This is a genomic window from Bartonella sp. AC70YNML (assembly GCF_042196545.1).
Taxonomy (GTDB): Bacteria; Pseudomonadota; Alphaproteobacteria; order Rhizobiales; family Rhizobiaceae; genus Bartonella.
In genome coordinates this window covers 16,546-36,289 of record NZ_JBHIQK010000008.1, presented here as the reverse complement: position 1 = coordinate 36,289, position 19,744 = coordinate 16,546, and the positions used below count along the sequence as shown (strand labels likewise).

Sequence of the window (19,744 nt, the reverse complement as noted above, 5' to 3'; positions counted from 1 at the left end):
ACATATATATTTTGTGTGTTAAGCATAAGCTTTAAGTACTATGAGAGATGGTGGCGTTTTTTTAACAAGTGAGAAATTGATTAACTAATGCTTGATAGTAAAGCAGTATGTTGTTAAGGCTATTCTTTGAAAGGAGACTCTTATTTCTGGTGTAGGAGCTTCTCAGAAGAGAATGCAATTAATAGGGGAGTTAAGATGTCAAAATATTTATTTCCGTTACCGCTTGTATTGGTGGCTGGTTGTGCATCTATCAGTAATTATTCATCAAGTTATGTCAGTCCAAATATTACGAAAGATGATGTAAAATTAATTGCTAACGATTTTGTTCGTAATCTTAAAAAACCTTTACCGCCCGCTACAACAACTCTTATTGTGAAAAAAAATAAAACAGAAGACAACTTTACTCCTGTATTTATTGATCTCTTGCGACGGAATGGATATAACGTGATCTATACAGATCAACCAAACAAACAGCAAAATGGTGTAATCTTGACTTATCAAATAACGCCAATAAAGACAGGTATCATGTCTATGGTTTCTTATGATGAGGTTGGAGTAACGCGTTATTATGTCCGTACTTATAATAGATGAAACCCCTTAACCGGTTTGTCTCAAAGAAGTAGATAATGAAGAAATGTGTTTCAGGGAAAATGTTGGGATTGAATTAATCAATAAAAATTTGCAGATGTGAAATTGCATATTCAGACGATAGTTATTCGTAGTCTCGTTTACAATTTCAGTGTTGTAACGAAGAAAGATGTCGTTTTATCTGTTTGCAATTCTTCATGTTCTGTCTCAGTTATATAGCGCTTTTATCGTTTCTGTCTTATAGAAAATTACTTTCTGTTCTACGGCTCTATATGCCAATCTAATAGTCAGATCTGATCAATCAAATTCATATGAGCTCTTTACAGAAATCTGTTGTTTGAGATTGTTGTAAAGGTGTTTTGTTTTTATCAAATTATCGCGTGGTGGTTTGGGAGTTTCCTTTGGCTGCGTTCTGTAATGATGTAAAAGCGTAGAAATGTGAATCTGTAAAATGAAGCGGAGGATTTGTGCTTTGTGAGAGCTTTTATCATGGCATGGAGTGTGGTGGGAAGGATTGGGGGAAGTGTCTTCGTGAATGGAGGAGAAAGTTGGGATGAAGAGTGTTGTTGAAGTGCGTTTTCTGGAGAAGAGTGTGTGGGGAATAGCTGTGAACAGATTGCAGAGCTGATGTGTAAAGAGATGTGAAGAGAGAAAAATCGTGGTTGGCGTTTATATTCTATGCGGAGCTTAACAATTATATTTTTATGGGGGATATTCGTGAAATGGGTGTGAGAAGAATTGAGAGGTGTTTTTTAATAAGTGGATGAATGAGCAATACAATGAAATCCCATTTAGGGGAAATCCCATTTAGGGGAAATCCCATTTAGGGGAAATCCTATTTAGGGGGAATCCTATTTAGGGGGAATCCTATTTTAGCTCTTGTTGTTTTAGACATTGTGTTTTGTATGAGGGGCATTTTGCAGGAAAGATGTTTTGAGGGATGTGGCTCCCCTTAAAGAAAAACACAAAAATATCAAAAGAAAAATATAAAAACTTGACAAGGTAAATGTAAAAAGGTATCATAATGATACAATCGGAATTGTGCGTTTAAATCAGATGAGATCTTTTGATAAGATTCTGTGAGAGGGGTGGGGATGTTTTTCCAAGGTTCTGGTGTTTGTTATCCTATTTTGAAGTTTGTTATCCTATGATGTCGTAAACCGGTGTCGTGAACCGTTTTTTGAGATCTGGTGGTATCAGGCGGGCAAGGCTTTAGGCTGAGGGGAATATTGGCAACGGATGTCGATTGATGGGCTTTTGTCTAATCAGAAATCAACCACAAGATTGCTTTTTGTTTTTTCGGTTTGAGTTCTCTAAAGTTTTTTAAAAGGGCGTGTTCTTTTTCGCTATAGGTGTCTTGATCATGGGGGAGAGCATTTTCCTTTGTGGGAATATCTGCTTTTATCGCAATATCGGCATAAAAAAAGGTAATGGGAACTTTTAAGATGTTGGCAATTTCTTGTAAGCGTCCTGCGCTTACACGATTGAAGCCTTTTTCATATTTTTGGATTTGTTGAAAACTGACGCCTAAATAGCTTCCTAACTCTTTTTGAGAAAGTCCCATTGAAATGCGTCTGTGACGAATTCTTTTGCCTATCGAAATATCATTGAAATGTGAATTTTTAGTTTGCACTTCAAGCTCCCCTCCAGTTGCGAGCGCCCTCGCATGAGTATTCCGGGAGGTTGAAAGCACTGAACTCAAATCAGCTTTTTGCTTTTAGTGCTGACAAGCACTTGGACATAGCAAAAACTCCCGGAACTCCGGGATACCCACAAAGTGGGGTAAATTAATGTTTGAGTTTTCGGGCTTCAACTCCCTATTGATCGCTGCGTAGACGATCAAGGCACCTTTTGAGTGATAAAGTAATTTCAAAAGATTGGCAAGAACAATTAAAAGATTTGGAAAATGAGAGCATTTTTTTGTATCTTAAAAACTGTCTCATTATCTTCTTATGCCTTATGCTGTAAAATATTGTCATTTGAGGTAGGGTGAGATGGGGGCATTAGAGGCAAGGATATGCCGTCGACGGATCTTCAAGCATATCAATAATTCGGGCATATCAATAAGGTGCTTTTTGTGAGAGTGTCTGGATATTTGAGGGTAGGGGTTATCTATCCGTGTCTGGTGAAACAGTATCCTTTGAGGGGTGGTGAGGGGTGTTTTCCAAGTGCAATATACGCGATAAAAGTTGAATTGTTTACAGACTCTTGTTTATTGAGTGGTGGGCTGGTTTGGAAATTTCATTTGGCTACTTTCTGTAAAGATGTAAAAGCGTAAAAACGTGAATCCGTAAAAGTGAAATGAAGAATTTATGTGTTGTATGCTTTTATCTTGGCATGGAATGGGGTGAGAGGACTGGGGAACGAGTCTGCAAATGAAGTGGAAAGCTAGGATGAAGCATGTGAAAATTGGCGCTGTGGGAGAAGCTTTTTGGTGTGTGTGAAGCTTTGTCTTTTGGGTGGGGTCTTTGCTTCGAAGCGGAATTGATCGGTATTTGTAGGAGCTTTCGCTCTTTGTGTTGGAGAGGGATGGGTGTAAGAATATTCAGAAAAGGCTTGCTTGTTGAATCCGTTGTTTGAGGGGTATGGTGTGCTGATCTGTCTAAGTGCTTGGTAGGAGGAAACTGCTACAAGATGTCGGATTCTTGACAACGCAGTGTAAGATGCTGGGGGAAAAATTTTGTTTGGCTGCTTTCTGTAAAGATGTAAAAGCGTAAAAACGTGAATCCGTAAAAGTGAAGTGAAGGATTTATGCTTTGTGTATGCTTTTCATGGCATGGAATATGGAGAACTAGGGTGCGCGTTTGTGAATGGAGCGGAGAAAGCTGGGATGAAGAGGGGTGTTAAGGTGTTGACTGGAGAAAAGTGTGTGAGGGAATATTTTAGGGCAGCGCTTATCTGTCGTGTCTGATAAAATTGCCTTCTTTGAGGTGTCGTGATCTGAAGCTTATATTTTAAGGGTGTTGGATATATTGGTGAGGGATGTTGACGGGGTGCTTTTGTCTAATCAGAAATTAACCACAAGATTGCCTTCTGTTTTTTCGGTTTGAGTTCTCTAAAGTTTTTTAAAAGGGCGTGTTCTTTTTCGCTATAGGTGTCTTGATCGTGGTGTGAGAGATTTTCCTTTGTGGGAATATCTGCTGTTAAAAGGTCCGCATAAAAAAAGTTCATAGGAACCTCTAGTTTTTTGGCAATTTCGAGCAAACACCCCGCGCTTACACGATTTAAACCTTTTTCGTATTTCTGGATTTGTTGGAAACTGATACCTAAATGGCTTCCTAATTCCTTTTGAGAAAGCCCCATTGAAATGCGTCTGTGACGGATTCTTTTGCCTATTGAAATATCATTGAAATGTGAATTTTTAGTTTGCACTTCAAGCTCCCCTCCGGTTGCGAGCGCCCTCGCATGAGTATTCCGGGAGGTTGAAAATACTGACACTCGGATCAGCTTTTTGCTTTTAGTGCTGAAAAGCACTTGGACATAGCAAAAACTCCCGGAATTCCGGGATATCCGCAAAGCGGGATAAATTTATGTACCGAGCGTTCGGGTTTTCAACTCCCTATTTGACCGTTGCGTGGACGATCAAAAACACAAGCCTATCAGTAAAGTAGTTTCGGAAGATTGGCAAGAACAATTAAAATGTTTGCTGTACGGTTATACTGTAAAATAGGGATGTTTGGGGGTGGTAATCTGATGTTAGTAGGGGAATTTATTGGGTAAGAGGTTGGATTATAGTTTAAAACCGGTGCGGGGTGGAAGCTTTATTTAGCAGAGGAAAATTTGCTTTTTGAAGTCGAATTGTAGATCAGAGTTTATCTGGCGTGTTTGATGAAACACCATTCTTTGAAGTGTGAGATAGCCATATGAAATAATCAGCAGGGGAATCCGTTAGAGTGAGAAGCTGAGTTGTTGACAAATCCGTGTTTATAGAGCTGCGTGGGGTGGTGATGTGGGCGTTTCATTTGGTTTTTTTCTGTAAAGATGGAAAAGCGTAAAAACGTGTATCTGTAAAATTATGCGGAGGATTTGGGCTTTATGTGGGTTCTTGTCTTTTAGGGTGTGGTCTCATTTTTTATTGTTGATGGCTTGTTAAATTTTGTTGCTGATTTTCATGTCATTTTTTGTGTTTGAAGTATTGGTTTTTCTTTAGTTGGAAGGAACATGATGATGGTAGATGAACATTGTCTTCCCTTACGTCGAAAAGGGCGTAAAAAAACAACTTTGAATAAAACAACAAAGCGATTTAATGAAGCTCTTTTGACAGCCGCTGAGCAGGCTGGATATCACTATGGTGAGGATGGGCTGGTGTCTTATCTTCAATATCATGCGTTGAATAATCCTGTTCCTTTTTTTTCGCTGCTGGCAAAAGTCTTGCCTCTTCAGGTTACGGGAGAAGCAGGGGGAGATGTTAAAACAGTTTCGCGTATTGAGATTGTGCCAGTGAAGCCCAAAAATACTGAACCGGAGAAGCCTGATCCTTTGGTCACTGAGGCTTGAAGCTACGAGAAAATGTTGGGGTTGGGCATATGATGTTTAAGGGATATAGTCTTTGAACGGGGATGCTAGGTGTTTGTCTGAAAGCTTATGATTGAAATTGCGGTGAGGGGCGTGTGCTTTAGGCGTGTGAGCTGTGAAGTTGTTGGGCTTTGGTGGGGGAAGCATGAGGGCGTGGACTGGAGGAGACTTCGGTGCATATGGTGTTTTTTGGGGTATATGGTGTCTGGGGTGGTCTGTGTGAAGGGGGCGGGCAAGATGCTTTTATGGCGATGTGTGAGGGGCGCGATACCTGAAAGATGTTGGGGAGTGCTTGATGATATTTGCTGTTTTGGATTTCTGGTGAAGGTTTGGTCTTTTCTCGTTATTGAAATGGGGGAGATGTTAAAACAGTTTCGCGTATTGAGATTGTGCCAGTGAAGCCCAAAAATACTGAACCGGAGAAGTGTGATCCTTTGGTCACTGAGGTTTGTGATATTGAAAAATGTTAGGTTGAGGTGGATGATGTGGGGTGATGTCTTGGAAGGGGGATGCTTTGGTGATTGCCTATCTTGAGGGGATTGAAGCGGAGGCTATCGCGCTTGTAGGCGCTCGTGATACTGGGAAGGGGCTTTGGTGGGGGATGCATGAGGACGTGGACTGGAGGAGACTTCGGTGCATATGGTGTTTTTTTGGGGTATATGGTGTCTGGGGTGGTCTGTGTGAAGCGGCGAGGGCAAGATGCTTTTATGGCGATGCGTGAGGGGCGCGATACCTGAAAGATGTTGGGGAGTGCTTGATGATATTTGCTGTTTTGGATTTCTGGTGAAGGTTTGGTCTTTTCTCGTTATTGAAATGGGGGAGATGTTAAAACAGTTTCGCGTATTGAGATTGTGCCAGTGAAGCCCAAAAATACTGAACCGGAGAAGTGTGATCCTTTGGTCACTGAGGTTTGTGATATTGAAAAATGTTAGGTTGAGGTGGATGATGTGGGGTGATGTCTTGGAAGGGGGATGCTTTGGTGATTGCCTATCTTGAGGGGATTGAAGCGGAGGCTATCGCGCTTGTAGGCGCTCGTGATACTGGGAAGGGGCTTTGGTAAATGATGCCGTAAGGGCCCGTGTGCTGGAGGGTTTGGTGCAGGGTATTTGTGTGGTGGATATGGAACAGTGTTTTGATGGGTGAGGGGCATGAAACTTGAGAGAAGTGTTATGTTTGCGGGATGCATGTGTTTTGGTGGGGTATCTTGGGGGATAAAGTGTGAGGATTGGTGATGCTTGAGAGGCATGGTCTTGGAGGATGTTGGGCTTTGGATATGCCTGAGAGCGTGTGCTGAGGCTATGATTTGGGGGGATACTGTGCTTGTGGTTGGGGGATGACAGGCGCGGTGTTTGAGGGGTGTGTTGGGGAAATAGGGACCTTTGGGGAGATAATGATCTTTGGGGGGATAAGGACGTTGGGGCATATAGGTGGAGTCAAGGGGATCTCATGTAAAAAAGTGAAATTTATTGAACATGTGCGATGAAGAAAAGATAAAGCGCTGCTTTTGAGAAGGGCGTTTTTCGTTCAATTGCTCTTTTCGTTCAATTGCTCTGGGATAATGAAACTTGGGATAAGCAAAAGGGTGCAGCGCAATTATTGCTAAAGTATGAAAATTTATAATGACAACGGTTCAGAAAATTTCTCAAAAAATTGAGCAGAAAACGGCTCAAGTAGCTCTTATTCCAAAGCTTATTCCTGTTTTTACTGGAAATGCCGATGTGCGAGCCGCTTGGGGAGGACGCGGTTCTGGAAAAACACGTTCTTTTGCTTTGATGTCGGCCGTGGTGGGATATCGCCATGGAATGGCTGGAGAACGCGGTATTATCCTTTGTGCACGGCAATTTCAAAATTCTCTCAATGAAAGTTCGTTGGAAGAAATTAAACGCGCTATCGAAGCTTATTCTTTTTTACAAGACTATTATGAAATCGGCGATAAATATATTAAGTCAAAAGATGGACGGATTGTCTATGTGTTTGCTGGGCTTGATCGCAATATCGCAAGCATTAAATCAATGGGGCGCGTTTTCCTTTGTTGGGTGGATGAGGCGGAGCCCGTGACCGAGACCGCTTGGCAAACACTTATTCCAACTTTGCGCGAAGAAGGAAAAGATTGGAATGCAGAATTATGGGTGACATGGAACCCATGCCATGAAAATGCTCCCGTGGAAAAACGTTTCCGAAATGTCGATAATCCTCATATCAAAGGGGTGGAAATCAATTGGCGCGATAATCCGCAATTTCCTGAAAAACTCAATCGTGATCGAATGGACGATTTACAGCAAAGACCAGAGCAGTATAACCATATTTGGGAAGGAGAATATCTCCAAGCTGTGCAAGGCGCTTATTATCAGAAATGTCTGCTCGAAGCCGAGATGGAAGGGCGGATTACCACTGTTCCACGGGACCCTTTGATGCAGGTGAGAATCTTTTGGGATATCGGGGGAACAGGCGCAAAGGCCGATGCTACCGCATTGTGGGTGGCGCAGTTTGTTGGAAGGGAAATCCGAGTGCTCGATTATTATGAAGCCCAAGGACAACCTCTCTCAGAGCATGTGGGGTGGGTCTTTCAAAAGGGATATGATAAGGCTCTTATGGTCTTGCCTCATGATGGCGCAACAAAAGATCGTGTCTATAATGTGAGTTTTGAAAGTGCCCTTCAACAAGCTGGTTTTCAAACCAAAATAATTCCTAATCAAGGAACAGGCGCTGTTAAAATGCGTATCGAAGCCGTAAGGCGGTTGTTTCCTGCACTATGGTTTAATCGTGAAACAACATCTGCGGGGAGAAAAGCGCTCGCCTGGTATCATGAAAAGCGTGATGAACAGCGCAATATCGGTCTAGGGGCTGAACATGATTGGGCTAGCCATGGGGCCGATGCCTTTGGACTGATGTGTGTGGCTTATGAACAACCAAATGCTAGAGTGCGAAAAAAAACTTATCGCTCTTCTCACCATTCTCAAACTTCATGGATGGCTTTTTAATGAATATGTCTACAAATTCTTCTTTTGATCAAATCGAAACGCTTGAAAATCAAGCTCTCTTTAAAAAACTCGTGGGTTGGTATCAGGATGATATTACCCATGTCGAAAAATGGCGAAAAAATGCCCAAGAAGATTACGATTTTTATAATGGGCGGCAATGGAATGAGCAAGACCTTGCCGTCTTGCACGAACAAAACAGACCGGTGATGACTTTTAACCGTATTGCACCTTTAATTAATGCTGTGATCGGTGCTGAGCGCAATAATAAAAGACAAGTCCAATTTATTCCACGACAAGAAGGTGCAGCTTTTGCTAATCAGATTCTAACAGGAGCAGCCGAATGGTTTCGCGATGAAGCCGACGGCGAATACGAAGATTCCGATGCCTTTCAAGATGCAATTATTTGCGGCATGGGCTGGACAGATACACGCCTTGATTATGAACAAGATCCACAAGGAAAACCAATCATTGCGCGGCTGGACCCTATGAAAATGGTGTGGGATGCAAGTGCTGTTAAGTCTAATCTCATTGATGCTCAACGCTTATGGTATATTGATGAAAAACCTCTTGCCGTAGCGCAGCAAATGTTTCCAAATGTTCATTGGAGCGATCTTCATGCTGATTGGGTGAAACATCAGAGCTTTTTACAGCCAACCAGCAATGGGATAACACAAAGTTATCAGGTAGAGGGAGAAGAGACAAGCTGTTATCAACGTCCTAAAATGGTGACATTGGCAGAATGTCGCTGGTTTGAACGCGAGGTGGTTTATAAAGTCCTTGAGCCGCAAAGTGGAAAATTTATCGATTATTCAGAGCAGGATTTCCAAAATTTAAGCAAAACCTTTCCTCATATTCAAGCAACAAAGTTGACCAAAAAAATTGTCAAACGGGCATTTTTGGGCAGAAAGCTGCTCGAAGCGCCTGATAAGCCCTTGGTTCCACCCAATCAATTGGGATGGGAGTGTATTACCGGTACTTTTGATAAGTTAAGCCGACAGTTTTACGGAATTGTTAAGCCAACAAAAGATCCGCAACGGTGGGCAAACAAATATTTTAGTCAAGTAATGCATTTGCTCAATAGCCAATCAAAAGGCGGCATTATGGCAGAACGCGATGCTTTTGATGATGATCGACAAGCCGTCGAGAGTTGGGCTAGAGCCGATAGTATTACTTGGTTGAAAAGTGGGGCTGTCTCTGGCGGAAGAATCCAGCCTAAACCCGTGGCGCAATTTCCGCAAGGTTTTTTTCAATTGTTTAATGAAGCAAAGAGTGCTCTCGAACAGGTGACGGGATTGTCTTCTGAATTTATTGGGACGCGAGCTGTCAATCAGCCTGGCATTCTTGAACAACAACGGCGACAATCGTCACTTAATCTTTTGGCTTCCTTTTTTGATGGGTTGCGTCGATATCGGCAACGACAGGGAAAAATTATTCTCTATCTTATTCAAAATTATCTCTCCGATGGGCGGTTGGTCCGTATTGCCGGGGATGAAAATGCTCAATATGTTCCACTGACACGCGAAATGGTGACAAGTTTGGAATATGATATTGTCGTGGATGATGCGCCAACAAGTCTTAATGAAAAAGAGCGTACTTTTGCATTGATCATGCAATTGCTTCCTTTGATGCAAAATTTTGCAACGCCAGAGATTATGCTCGATCTTTTACGCTATTCGCCTTTACCCGCTTCACTCATTCATAAAATCGCTATAAAGGCGCAAAACGCTCTCCAAGAAGAGCAAAATGCCTCAGCACAGATGGGGGGTAATGTGGGAACAGAGCAGATAATGCAGATGTTGCAGACAGTAAAGGCTCAACAATAGGACGCTTTGTCATGCGCGACTTCTGATAAATTCCATCTACCAGAAATTGCTTATCGATACAATTTCCATAGCATAATGTCGTCTTCCTTTATCTTCGAAGAGCTGTTTTATGGGACTATTCCTGTTGGGGAAAACAGGGTGGAGAGGGAGTCTTGCCGTTATGTGGGGTGAACATGGTGGGGAATGGTGGAGCCCAAGTGATGGGAGAGCATTGAGGGAATAAATGCTCACAGGCTGTTTTATCTGAAAAATTTAATTTTATTGTTAAAAAAAAGAAAAGGCTAATGTCATGGATCAAGAACACTTAACGCCGGCAGAACAAAACCAATTAAAACAAGATTTTCTGGTCTCAACACAAGAGGGAGAAGATGGTGAAATTGCAAGAGAAGAAAAAACTCTTGAAGATAATTTCCAAGGGCAAACGCATCAAAAACAGTCCTCTTCGCAAAAGGTAGAAAAAGAGGTTCAAGGAGGAGAAGATGTTCCACCAGATCCACAAAAAGACTTTATGGGCTATATGCAATGGTTGGGAAAAACACTCCAAAAACAAGGGCTTTTACATGAAAAACCCCAAGATAAACCGACTGTTTGTGAAGCAGAACAGTTGCACGCATTCTATCAACAGTCTGTTGCCAGTGTTAAACAAAAACATCATGATTTTGATCAAGCCGCCGATTTTATTTATGAAACGCGGGCTAAACAGTTGGCTGCTTGTGCTTCGCTCTATCCTGAGATGGCAGATCCCCAAAATATTGATGCGATAATTGGTGATGAGTTGAAGCAGATCTTGCGCGATTGTGCGCAAAAAAATCAAAACCCTGCTGAAGTGATTTACACGATTGCACAAAAAATTGGCTACACAAATGTTCCCAATAACATGGATGAAAATTTACAGGAAAGACACAATTCTGCGCGTACTCTTGCTGCTTATAACGGTTTAACGCCAAATGGGCCGATTTCTTTGGATATGCTTGATAAAATGTCAGAAGCAGAATTTAGCGCTTGGGTTGCTGATCCTAAAAATAAAGCTGCTTTTAATCGTTTAATGGGGGGAAGAGAATTTTAAAAACAAAAATGTGGCAGGTGTTTTTTGCGGGAACGTGGAGCGGCTTTTGGGGCGTGAAGGTGGCAGGCGTTTTTTGAGGGAACAGGGGCGGGGGGAGTGGGGAGAGAAGATGTTTCAAAGAACGGATGCGGTGAGGAGAGCTCTTATAAGGGGGGAGGAAGACGCTAACAGAAATTAGATAAAACTCACGAACAAACTATTCACCATTTGAAATGAAATGTGGTGTTTTAACAACCGGCGCTTTGCCGGGTTTTTTATGTCAATAAAACTTTTAGAGGACAAAATGACTGTAACTTATATCGGACTTAATGACCCAATGGCAGTGCGCACATGGTCTAAATTATTAAACCAAGAAGTCTCAAAAGCACTTCCAATTGCACCGTTGATTGGAAATGATTCAAACAGTATCGTACAATTAAAGGATGAAACCACGAAAGCAAGTGGGGATGCCATTAGCTTTAATTTGCGTGTGCAGTTGCTAGGCGATGGGGTGAGTGAAGGGCAGACATTGGAAGGCAATGAAGAAGCTTTACAGTTTCTCAATGATCGCTTGGCAATTAATGAACTCGTTCATGCTGTGCGTGTCAAAAATGAGGGAACAATTGATCAGCAACGAATTCTCCATGATTTGCGCACCGAGGCAAAAAATGGTTTGGTTGATTGGTATGCAGATCGTCTGAGTATGATGTTCTTCATTCAAGTGTGTGGTTATACCGCAAAAGCTATTAACTTTGAGGGACGTACGATTACTCTTAAACCTGTCCATTATGGGTTTAATGCGCCAACGGCACCAACCAATAAACGCGTGGTACGTCCTAACGATAAAGCAAAAGATGAGGACTTAAAAGAAGGCGATGTTTTTGATCTTAAGCTCATTGATAAAGCTGTCGAACGGGCTAAATTGGCAAATCCTAAAATTAGACCTGTGCGGATTGATGGCGAAAATGTCTATGTGCTGTATCTGCACCCAACCCAAGTGACGCAATTGCGAACCAATACAGATGCGGGGCAATGGCTCGACATTACTAAGGCAATCTATAGTGGAAGTCGTATCAAAAATCCGCTCTATGATGGGTCTTTGGGCATGTATAATGGTGTGGTTTTACGCGAAGCTGAACATATTACCGAAGGGGTTGAATCTGGGACGGCAAATAAAGCTGTACCAAATGTGCGGCGGGCTGTTCTGCTTGGTGCGCAGAGTGCTGTGATTGCTTTTGGTAAAGATCGAGGAGCAACACGCTATAAATTGGTGGAAGAACTCTTCGACTATGAAAGAGAATTCGGGGTCGCGGCAAAAACCATTATCGGTATGAAAAAAACTTGCTTTACCTTGCCAGGAAGTACGCAAGGGGCTCAGGATTTTGGCACTATCGTCATCCCAACTTATGGAGCGCCCGCTTAAAGCGAATGTTTGCTCTCTTCCCCCAACAAGAGGGATCTGTTGGGGGAAAAATTTAAAATGCTTCCAGAAACAAGGACAGGCTTATGACCACTTTATCCACTGATCCCCAAAATCTAAACCTTACACATTCAGACCATTCTAAAACTTTTGCTTATATGGTCGCGCTTATTCAAGATGAAATTGACGATACAACAGCGGAATATTCCCTGCAAATTCAAGATTCAATTTTTGCGGCTTTGCGTTTGTGTGAACGCGAACCCTTTTTCTTTAATGAAAAAAGAGAAAGGACGTTTAAAACACAAAGTGGTAAAACATGGTATGGGCAAGAAGAGGGAATTTGTATTAAATCAGAAAAGGTTTTAGAGAGCGTCTTTTTAGCAACAAACGATGAAACACCAACAAAATTGTTCTTTAAGCCCTTGGAAGTGTTGCATCAACAATATGGCGCGCATCCTGTACTGGGAACGCCATTCTTTTATACGTACCTTGATCAAAAAATAGGTCTCTTTCCAACACCAGAACATGTGGAAACCGTAAAGCTCTCGTATGCTCCTATTCATATTGCGGATGAACAGCTGAGAGAAGATGATAATCCTTGGTTGCTTCATGCTTTTGATCTTATTAAAGCGCGGGCAAAATATGAATTGTATAAAAATATCCTTAAAGATCCTGAATATGCCGCCGTTTCTTTCAGAGATTTTCAAGAACAGCTTCAAGCTTTGCGTATTGAAACATCGCGTCGAAAAGGTTCTTCAAAAATTCGTCCAATGCGTTTTTAAAAGGCTTTTTTCGAAATCGTTTATGGCGGGCGTTGAAGGTTGGTTTGTCCTTTATGGTTGGATGCGCGTTGGGTGTTGATGGTGAAGCGCTGGTGTTTGGCGTTGGGCTCCACCATTCTTTATGGTCACATTTTGCTCGATAAATGAGACAGCCTGAGGTTGTGTATTATGGTACTTTATGTCCTTAGAGTTTTGTTCTAAGGGCTTTTATGGTTAGTTTTATCAATAAGCCTTGGTGTTTTGAATGGCACTGGGCTCTTTTAGAGATTTTATGAAGGGTTTTAAGGCTCTTTCCCAATCATGGGGATTGGTGACGACGGTTGGTTTTGGTTAGGCGCTGGTGGATGGCGTTGGGCTCCACCATTCTTTATGGTCACATTTTGCTCGATGAATTAAACAACTTGAGGTTGTTTATTTTCTTGCATTTTATGCCTTTAGAGTTTTGTTCTAAGGGCTTTTATAGTTTTTATCAATAAGCCTTGGTGTCTTGAATGGCACTGGGCTCTTCAAAGATTTTATGGGGGCCTTAATGGCTTTTTCCCCCGTCATTGTGGGTGATTGCGGGCAGTTGATTTTGGTTTGGCGCTGGTGGATGGCGTTGGGGTGGCTATTATTGATGGTATCGTTTTTTTGATGCATTAAACAACCTAAGGTTGTTTATTTTCTTAAATTTTATGCCTTTAGAGTTTTGTTCTAAGGGCTTTTGTAGTTTTTTTTATTATTAATAAGCCTTGGTGTCTTGAATGGCACTGGGCTCTTCAAAGATTTTATGGGGGTCTTGATGGCTTTTTTCCCAATCGCTGATTATCGACCCGATGTGGCGGATATCAATGGAATTTTTACTGATGAACTTGTTAATGTGCTTCCAGCTGATGGCTCCTATATTCCTATGCCAAGTTTTGAACCTTTATCAGAGCCTTGTCCGGAGCCAATTTTAGGCGCTCTTGCGGTTAAAACAAAAAATGGTGTTTCTATTATTGCTGGGACAAGAGAAAAAATCTACTTGCTTGATAATACAACAATGAAGTGGAGGGATATTAGCCAAAAAGGAAAATCTTATCTTGCTAATATCGATGCTCCGTGGTCTTTTGCTTTGTTTGGTGATTTGATCATTGCTGTTAATGCCAATGATAGACCACAAGTGATCGATATTAACCATGATAAAACATTTAGAAATTTAGGAGGTAATCCGCCACAAGCGGGGATTGTTCGAATCTGGGGAGATTTCGTTTGTTTGATGAAATTAACCGAAAATCCAAGACGGGTTCATTGGTCTGGATTGAATGATGCTGAATTTTGGACCGTGGGGAAAAAAAGTTGTGATTATCAAGATTTTCCTGATGGCGGATTCGTCCAAGGGGCAACCGAGACAACAAATCCAATTATCTTTATGCGTTCTGCAATCTATGCCGGTTCTTTTATCCCTGGATCAAAGATTATTTTTAGTTTCCAAAAAATCCACGATAAACGAGGCGCTAAAAATGCTGAATCAATCGTTTGTCGGGGCGATTTAGCATTCTTTGCCGATGAGGGCGGTTTTTATCAAATAACAAATGAGGGACAGATTATCCCTATTGGGTTCGAAAAAGTGGATCGAACGATGACAGCAAAATCAAGGAAGGATAATCTGTACACCCTGTCGGCTGCTATCGATGGGGTGTATAATCGTGTTTATTGGATGGTTGATTCTGATGAGAACATTCATAAACGGATCTTGCTCATTTATGATTGGGGATTGCAAAAATGGACAAAAGCTCTCGTCGATATCAAAATGATATTGCCTATTTTCTTAGCCGGAACAACCCTAGAAGGTCTTGATTTTGTGACTAAGAATATTGACGATTTGTCCTTTTCTCTTGATAGTAAAGTGTGGAGAAATGAATCACCTATGCTGGGGGCATTTGATCAACAGGGCAGACTGGGGTCGTTTTCTGGGTGTCCTATGGCTTGTGTCGTGACATCACAAGAAATGGGACAGACAAATGGCATGATAACACGCGTGAAAAATATTATGCCTCAAGTCAATAGTGGAAAGTTTTATTTATCTGTGGGAATGCGCTTTCGACAATCTCTTGAAGAGGAAACTGTTTGGTTGCCAGAAAAACAACCCTCTTATAATACTGGACAAATTCATTGTCGCGCAAGGGCACGGTTTTATCGCTTTAAATTGCGTATTCCTGAAGGGGTGAATTGGACTCATGTCACCGGATTTGATGTGGAATTGACGTCTGCCGGCATGCGATAGGCATGCCCTTTTATAATACCATGCAATAGGCATGCCCTTTTATAATACCATGCGATAGGTTCAAAGCCTCTATTATTAAAGAACAAATGCCCCATAGGCTTCCCAAGCCTTTATAAACAAAGGCACAATGCGATAAGCCGTGTCTTTATAGTATGAAGAACAATGTGGTGCGTTATGTTTCATGCTTTTCTGCAATAAAGGAAAAATAGGCTGCACCATGGTTTCTATAAAGTAGGAATGGCGTATTCCCTATTTCTTGTTACAAGGGATGATGGGGGATTATTTTTTGTTGTGGTGTCTCTCTTCTTCTTTTTGAAAGTTGTGCGGTAAGCACGAATGCGTGAAGTATGCATGGGGATGCGTATTGCTCAAAGAGGGGGTGACAAAGCTAAAAGAGCCCAAATTATGATGCTTGAGAGTCAAGATTTATATTCTGCTCATCTGACAGAGCAGTGGCCATGGGAAAAAATAGCTCCCTATCAAGAGGCACTCAATGCTGCATTGAAAAAATATGCGCAGCGCTTTCCGGATGATGTTTGTCTGGAAAAAATTGCTGAAGAAATCGCTACAGGACAAGCACAATTGTGGCTGGTCTTAAAAAATAAAATCCAATTTAGTGCTTTTGCAATTACCAAAGTTGAAATAACCCATACGGGAAAAAAATGCGTCGTTCTCTCAGATCTTGCGGGAGAGGGAGGGCTGAAATTGGTCAAGTTGATTGATGAAGTCGAAAAATGGGCGCGAACAATCAATGCGGACGAAATGCACATGTTTGGAAGAACTGGATGGGCGAAAAAGCTCGCTCATCACGGATATTCTCGTAATCTTATTCAATATAGAAAGGTTCTGGGTTCATGAGTAGAAAAAAAACACCTCAAGTGCAGACAACAACACAAACAAATGCACCACCCGCTTGGGCCGCTGATATTCTTAAACAAGCCAGTGCTAACGCGCTTGGACTTTATAATAAAGGAATTGGCGGAAACGTTTATCAGGGAGAGAGAGTTGCCGGTCTTAGCGATATGACAAAAAATGCGCTGACCGGTTTACAACAAGCAGCAGGGCTCTACAATAATCCAACGGTAACGCAATGGTTGAATGCACCAACCAACAGCGCTACAAATCTTTCCGGTATGGCTAAGGGAAGCTGGATTGGAAGCAATAGTAAATTTAATACTGCATTGCAAAATGCTTTGAATAAAACTTCTGATGCGATTAATCAATCTATGTCTGGGGCAGGACGTTATGGTTCTGGCGCTCATACTGGTGTGCTGGCCGATGAGTTAGGCGCCTTGGCAACAAATGCTGCGGTACAGCAGTATAATCAAGATATTAATAATATGATGAACGCGAACCAGATGATTGATCGCTCTCAGCAGGATCAGGTTAATGCAGCAAATAGCTATTATCAAGGACAGAGTAATGCGCAAAGCAATGCTTTGAAAGGAGGAATGATTCAAGATATGAATCGTCAAAATGTCTTAGATGCGGAGCGCCAAAAATGGTCAGAAAAAGATAATCAAGATTGGAATCGCTTAGAACGCTTGTTACAGGTAGGAACACAGGCCGCTGGAAATTACGGAACAACTTCAGGAAAATCTACAACAATACCTTCTGTGACAAAAGATCCGTTGCGTGATGCGCAGCAAGTGCTTGGATTGGTCGGAGGAATTTTAGGGCTTTGTGACGTAAGAGCAAAAGAAAATATTATCCCTGTGGGGCAGAAAAAGGGATATCCACTTTATACCTTTAATTATAAAGGAAATCCACAACGTTATCAGGGCGTTATGGCGCAAGATGTGTTGTGTGTGAAGCCTGAAGCTGTTTATGTCAATGCAAAAACAAAGTTATTGCATGTTGATTATGACAAAATAGGTTTGAAAATGGAAAAAGTGAAAATGGAAAAAATACCGGCATCTAAAAATAAAGTTGCGGCTTTCTTTTCTTCATTTTTTGCTCGTTTTCCCTTTTTGAAAAAAGAGTATCTTCTATGAGTTCGATTTATGATTGGTCAATTGTTGCATCAGAAAATGCTTATGCCGATGAAAGTATAAACTGGGCAGAAGGGCAACCGCCAAGCACAGTCAATGATAGTGCTCGCGCTATGATGCAACGCATTAAAGAATATTTGTTGGATAATGGGGGCGGGATTGAAACACAGTTTACTGTCGATGTGGAAAACGAGAGGACATCACTTCGTTTGGCAACAAAGTCTTTTTTTGAGACTTATATGGATGGCATTGTTGTGCGCTTTAAAGCACAAGGCGTCAATAGAGGAAAGACAAATATTTCTTTGAATCAATTACTTCCACGACCAACTTATATGGCAACGCCAGAGGGTATCATGCCTTTAAAAGGGGAGGAAATTCAAAAGGGGGGGCTTTATGAAGTCGTCTATACGCGTGATATTGCCGGAAAAAATGCTGATGGCTGGTTTTTAACCAATCCTACTATAAAACTTCCTGAAATCCCTCCCTTTCCTCCTTTGCCTGAAACTTTTTCTTCTGGATTTATTGGGACTTTTGCTACAGAAAAAATACCCTCTGGATGGTTACTCTGTGATGGTAAAGAATATTCGCGAAGGAACTATGCTAATCTCTTTGCTGTTTTGGGAGAAACATGGGGAAAAGGAGATGGGAGAACAACATTCAATGTTCCCGATTTGCGTGGAATGTTTTTACGGGGGCTCGATAGTGGAAAAGCAATTGATAAAGGACGTCGCTTGGGAAGTCGACAAGAAGAGTCTTTTAAATCTCATACCCATGAAGGAAAAACAGATTCAACAGGTAACCACCAGCATAGTTATCCAATGATTGAAAAGGTAGTTTGGGATATGAATCACGGTGAATATTATAGAAATCTGGCTCAAATTTACAATAAAAATTTGTTGACAGGTCCTGCGGGAGAGCATGAACATAAGGTCTTGTTGCAAAAAACAGGGGGAGATGAAACACGTCCTGTCAATGTGGCGGTGGTTTATGCTGTCAAAGCCTGAGAATGAAAGCTGTGTGAGAGAAAGATAAAAATGCTTGCAAAATGTTTGTTATGAAAAAAGTCTTATAGAATATATTGTGCAGAAAGTTTTGAGGCGCTTTAGAAAAAAAACTCAACTCTCTTTATTCTTTTATTTTTTGTGCTGCCTTTGTTGGATGCCTAAAGGTGAGTTTACCTATTGTTCTTTAGAGGATCAAGACAGTGATTATTAAAGGTAGGGAAAGAACAAAAAAATTTCTTTATTCATGGCGTTTTTTGCTGAGGAATAAAGATTTTATCCCAAATACCTCTCTCTTGTGGTATCGTGATCCATTGTTTCAAGTGCTGGGTTTAAACCGCTGCTGTGCGATGACAAAAAGCCCCTAGATAATTTTATCCTATTATAGCGTAAAGTACCGTCATTAAAACACTATTATTGAAGGTGGTGATATCAGTAAGATAGCTTAAAGTATTTAATACATTAGCAACTGTTCTGGGGAGGATTTGCTTGGTTAAGTATTATGCAAGTGAATCATATAAATAATGAGCAGATATGGAGCTCCTTCAGAGGAGTTGGATTGTTTACAAACCGATGTGGGGCTAAAACCTTTGTCCTTTGAGGGTGGTGGGAAGAGGTCAACGGATATGTTTATTTAAAGTGAGAAAAGGCAAAATGAAGCACTCCCTTTTTTGGCAAAGCATGTAGGAAAAAAGGCTCCTCTTTGCTTTCAAAATGGGTGTACTGTTGGCTAGAAGCAGCAGGTTGGTGATGCGTTGTAACGTATGGTGAGGCATTGAACTCTCTGAGATGGCATTTTGTGCTTATCAGGAAACTTCTTGAAACAGGATGAGAGTGATACGAGAAAATCTGTAAGACAATAGTTTGTTCCGTTGTGTTGTAAAATACCATTGTTTGAGATGCGGTTAAAATTTTATGCATAGGGTGTTTTTCGTCTGTGAGTATTCCTAAAGCAGTGTTTTTTTGTAGAGTAACTCTAAATAGGGACGCATTACAAAGAGGCATTTGAAGGGGAAAGCCAAGTTAAATCTGTTAGATAAGAAGCCAGATTGTTTACAAACCATTGTTTATTGATTGGCATTATTTAAAGACCGGTGTGGGCGTTGTCATTTTGGGAAAGGTTGATACAGCATGCAAGGTGATCAAACATTTTTCTTTGATTATCAGGTGATAAAGTCAACATTTTAGGTGGAAAATAGAGTATAATCTAAAAAAATACCTTGTAAAAATTTTCGATGAGGAAATTTTTTTTAAAGCCTTTCATATGGTTGTCTGAGGTTGTCTGAGGTTGTCTGAGGTTGTCTGAGGTTGTCTGAGGTTGTCTGAGGTTGTCTGAGGTTGTCTGAGGTTGTC

At 41.3% G+C, this 19,744-nt stretch carries 14 protein-coding genes; 12 read left to right on the top strand and 2 right to left on the bottom strand.

All coding sequences use genetic code 11. The features are described from left to right. The first annotated feature begins 195 nt into the window (after positions 1–195). Complete coding sequence (locus tag ACFIMU_RS06375; RefSeq protein WP_375607030.1) at positions 196–591, top strand: hypothetical protein; 396 nt, start codon at positions 196–198, stop codon at positions 589–591. 1,258 nt (positions 592–1,849) lie between these two features. On the opposite strand, the gene ACFIMU_RS06370 is transcribed toward ACFIMU_RS06375, so the two are convergent. Together ACFIMU_RS06370 and ACFIMU_RS06365 are read right to left on the bottom strand one after the other, a co-directional pair. Next, a complete protein-coding gene (locus ACFIMU_RS06370; RefSeq protein ID WP_375607029.1) occupies positions 1,850–2,221 on the bottom strand; it encodes a helix-turn-helix domain-containing protein in 372 nt (123 codons plus the stop codon). A 1,370-nt stretch (positions 2,222–3,591) separates the two neighbouring features. Next, positions 3,592–3,960 carry a helix-turn-helix domain-containing protein gene (locus ACFIMU_RS06365; RefSeq protein WP_375696903.1) on the bottom strand — a complete coding sequence of 123 codons (369 nt, stop codon included), beginning with the start codon at positions 3,958–3,960 and terminating at the stop codon, positions 3,592–3,594. 795 nt (positions 3,961–4,755) lie between these two features. Here ACFIMU_RS06365 and ACFIMU_RS06360 point away from each other — a divergent pair. The 11 genes from ACFIMU_RS06360 (at position 4,756) to ACFIMU_RS06310 (ending at position 18,394) form a co-directional block, all read left to right on the top strand. Then, positions 4,756–5,085, top strand: coding sequence for a hypothetical protein (locus ACFIMU_RS06360; RefSeq protein WP_375607089.1), 330 nt, complete (start codon positions 4,756–4,758; stop codon positions 5,083–5,085). 511 nt (positions 5,086–5,596) lie between these two features. Continuing rightward, the gene (locus ACFIMU_RS06355; RefSeq protein WP_375696902.1) at positions 5,597–5,824 is read left to right on the top strand and encodes a hypothetical protein; all 228 of its coding nucleotides are present in this window, start codon (positions 5,597–5,599) and stop codon (positions 5,822–5,824) included. An 898-nt stretch (positions 5,825–6,722) separates the two neighbouring features. Continuing rightward, positions 6,723–8,084 (top strand): PBSX family phage terminase large subunit, encoded by a 1,362-nt coding sequence (locus ACFIMU_RS06350; RefSeq protein ID WP_375607027.1) that lies wholly within the window; start codon positions 6,723–6,725, stop codon positions 8,082–8,084. Further along, positions 8,084–9,907, top strand: coding sequence for a portal protein (locus ACFIMU_RS06345; protein WP_375609346.1), 1,824 nt, complete (start codon positions 8,084–8,086; stop codon positions 9,905–9,907). The genes ACFIMU_RS06350 and ACFIMU_RS06345 overlap by 1 nt, the downstream gene beginning before the upstream one ends. A gap of 289 nt (positions 9,908–10,196) precedes the next feature. After that, complete coding sequence (locus ACFIMU_RS06340; protein WP_375609347.1) at positions 10,197–10,973, top strand: hypothetical protein; 777 nt, start codon at positions 10,197–10,199, stop codon at positions 10,971–10,973. A gap of 283 nt (positions 10,974–11,256) precedes the next feature. Continuing rightward, a complete protein-coding gene (locus ACFIMU_RS06335; protein WP_375607024.1) occupies positions 11,257–12,375 on the top strand; it encodes a N4-gp56 family major capsid protein in 1,119 nt (372 codons plus the stop codon). 83 nt (positions 12,376–12,458) lie between these two features. Further along, on the top strand, positions 12,459–13,154 hold the full coding sequence (locus tag ACFIMU_RS06330) for a hypothetical protein (protein WP_375696901.1): 696 nt from the start codon (positions 12,459–12,461) through the stop codon (positions 13,152–13,154). Between the two features lie 781 nt (positions 13,155–13,935). Continuing rightward, positions 13,936–15,399 (top strand): hypothetical protein, encoded by a 1,464-nt coding sequence (locus ACFIMU_RS06325; RefSeq protein ID WP_375608194.1) that lies wholly within the window; start codon positions 13,936–13,938, stop codon positions 15,397–15,399. 405 nt (positions 15,400–15,804) lie between these two features. Continuing rightward, the gene (locus tag ACFIMU_RS06320) at positions 15,805–16,257 is read left to right on the top strand and encodes a hypothetical protein (RefSeq protein ID WP_375607088.1); all 453 of its coding nucleotides are present in this window, start codon (positions 15,805–15,807) and stop codon (positions 16,255–16,257) included. Beyond that, on the top strand, positions 16,254–17,393 hold the full coding sequence (locus ACFIMU_RS06315) for a tail fiber domain-containing protein (RefSeq protein ID WP_375607021.1): 1,140 nt from the start codon (positions 16,254–16,256) through the stop codon (positions 17,391–17,393). The genes ACFIMU_RS06320 and ACFIMU_RS06315 overlap by 4 nt, the downstream gene beginning before the upstream one ends. Continuing rightward, positions 17,390–18,394: a phage tail protein gene (locus tag ACFIMU_RS06310; protein WP_375607020.1), complete on the top strand. Its 1,005-nt coding sequence runs from the start codon at positions 17,390–17,392 to the stop codon at positions 18,392–18,394. Before ACFIMU_RS06315 ends, ACFIMU_RS06310 begins: the two co-directional genes overlap by 4 nt. The last annotated feature ends 1,350 nt before the right edge of the window (positions 18,395–19,744 follow it).

Bases quoted from the DNA above. Each gene is read 5' to 3' on its own strand.
- ACFIMU_RS06375 (WP_375607030.1), top strand. From the start codon at position 196: ATGTCAAAATATTTATTTCCGTTACCGCTTGTATTGGTGGCTGGTTGT.
- ACFIMU_RS06360 (WP_375607089.1), top strand. From the start codon at position 4,756: ATGGTAGATGAACATTGTCTTCCCTTACGTCGAAAAGGGCGTAAAAAA.
- ACFIMU_RS06355 (WP_375696902.1), top strand. From the start codon at position 5,597: ATGTCTTGGAAGGGGGATGCTTTGGTGATTGCCTATCTTGAGGGGATT.
- ACFIMU_RS06350 (WP_375607027.1), top strand. From the start codon at position 6,723: ATGACAACGGTTCAGAAAATTTCTCAAAAAATTGAGCAGAAAACGGCT.
- ACFIMU_RS06345 (WP_375609346.1), top strand. From the start codon at position 8,084: ATGAATATGTCTACAAATTCTTCTTTTGATCAAATCGAAACGCTTGAA.
- ACFIMU_RS06340 (WP_375609347.1), top strand. From the start codon at position 10,197: ATGGATCAAGAACACTTAACGCCGGCAGAACAAAACCAATTAAAACAA.
- ACFIMU_RS06335 (WP_375607024.1), top strand. From the start codon at position 11,257: ATGACTGTAACTTATATCGGACTTAATGACCCAATGGCAGTGCGCACA.
- ACFIMU_RS06330 (WP_375696901.1), top strand. From the start codon at position 12,459: ATGACCACTTTATCCACTGATCCCCAAAATCTAAACCTTACACATTCA.
- ACFIMU_RS06325 (WP_375608194.1), top strand. From the start codon at position 13,936: ATGGCTTTTTTCCCAATCGCTGATTATCGACCCGATGTGGCGGATATC.
- ACFIMU_RS06320 (WP_375607088.1), top strand. From the start codon at position 15,805: ATGATGCTTGAGAGTCAAGATTTATATTCTGCTCATCTGACAGAGCAG.
- ACFIMU_RS06315 (WP_375607021.1), top strand. From the start codon at position 16,254: ATGAGTAGAAAAAAAACACCTCAAGTGCAGACAACAACACAAACAAAT.
- ACFIMU_RS06310 (WP_375607020.1), top strand. From the start codon at position 17,390: ATGAGTTCGATTTATGATTGGTCAATTGTTGCATCAGAAAATGCTTAT.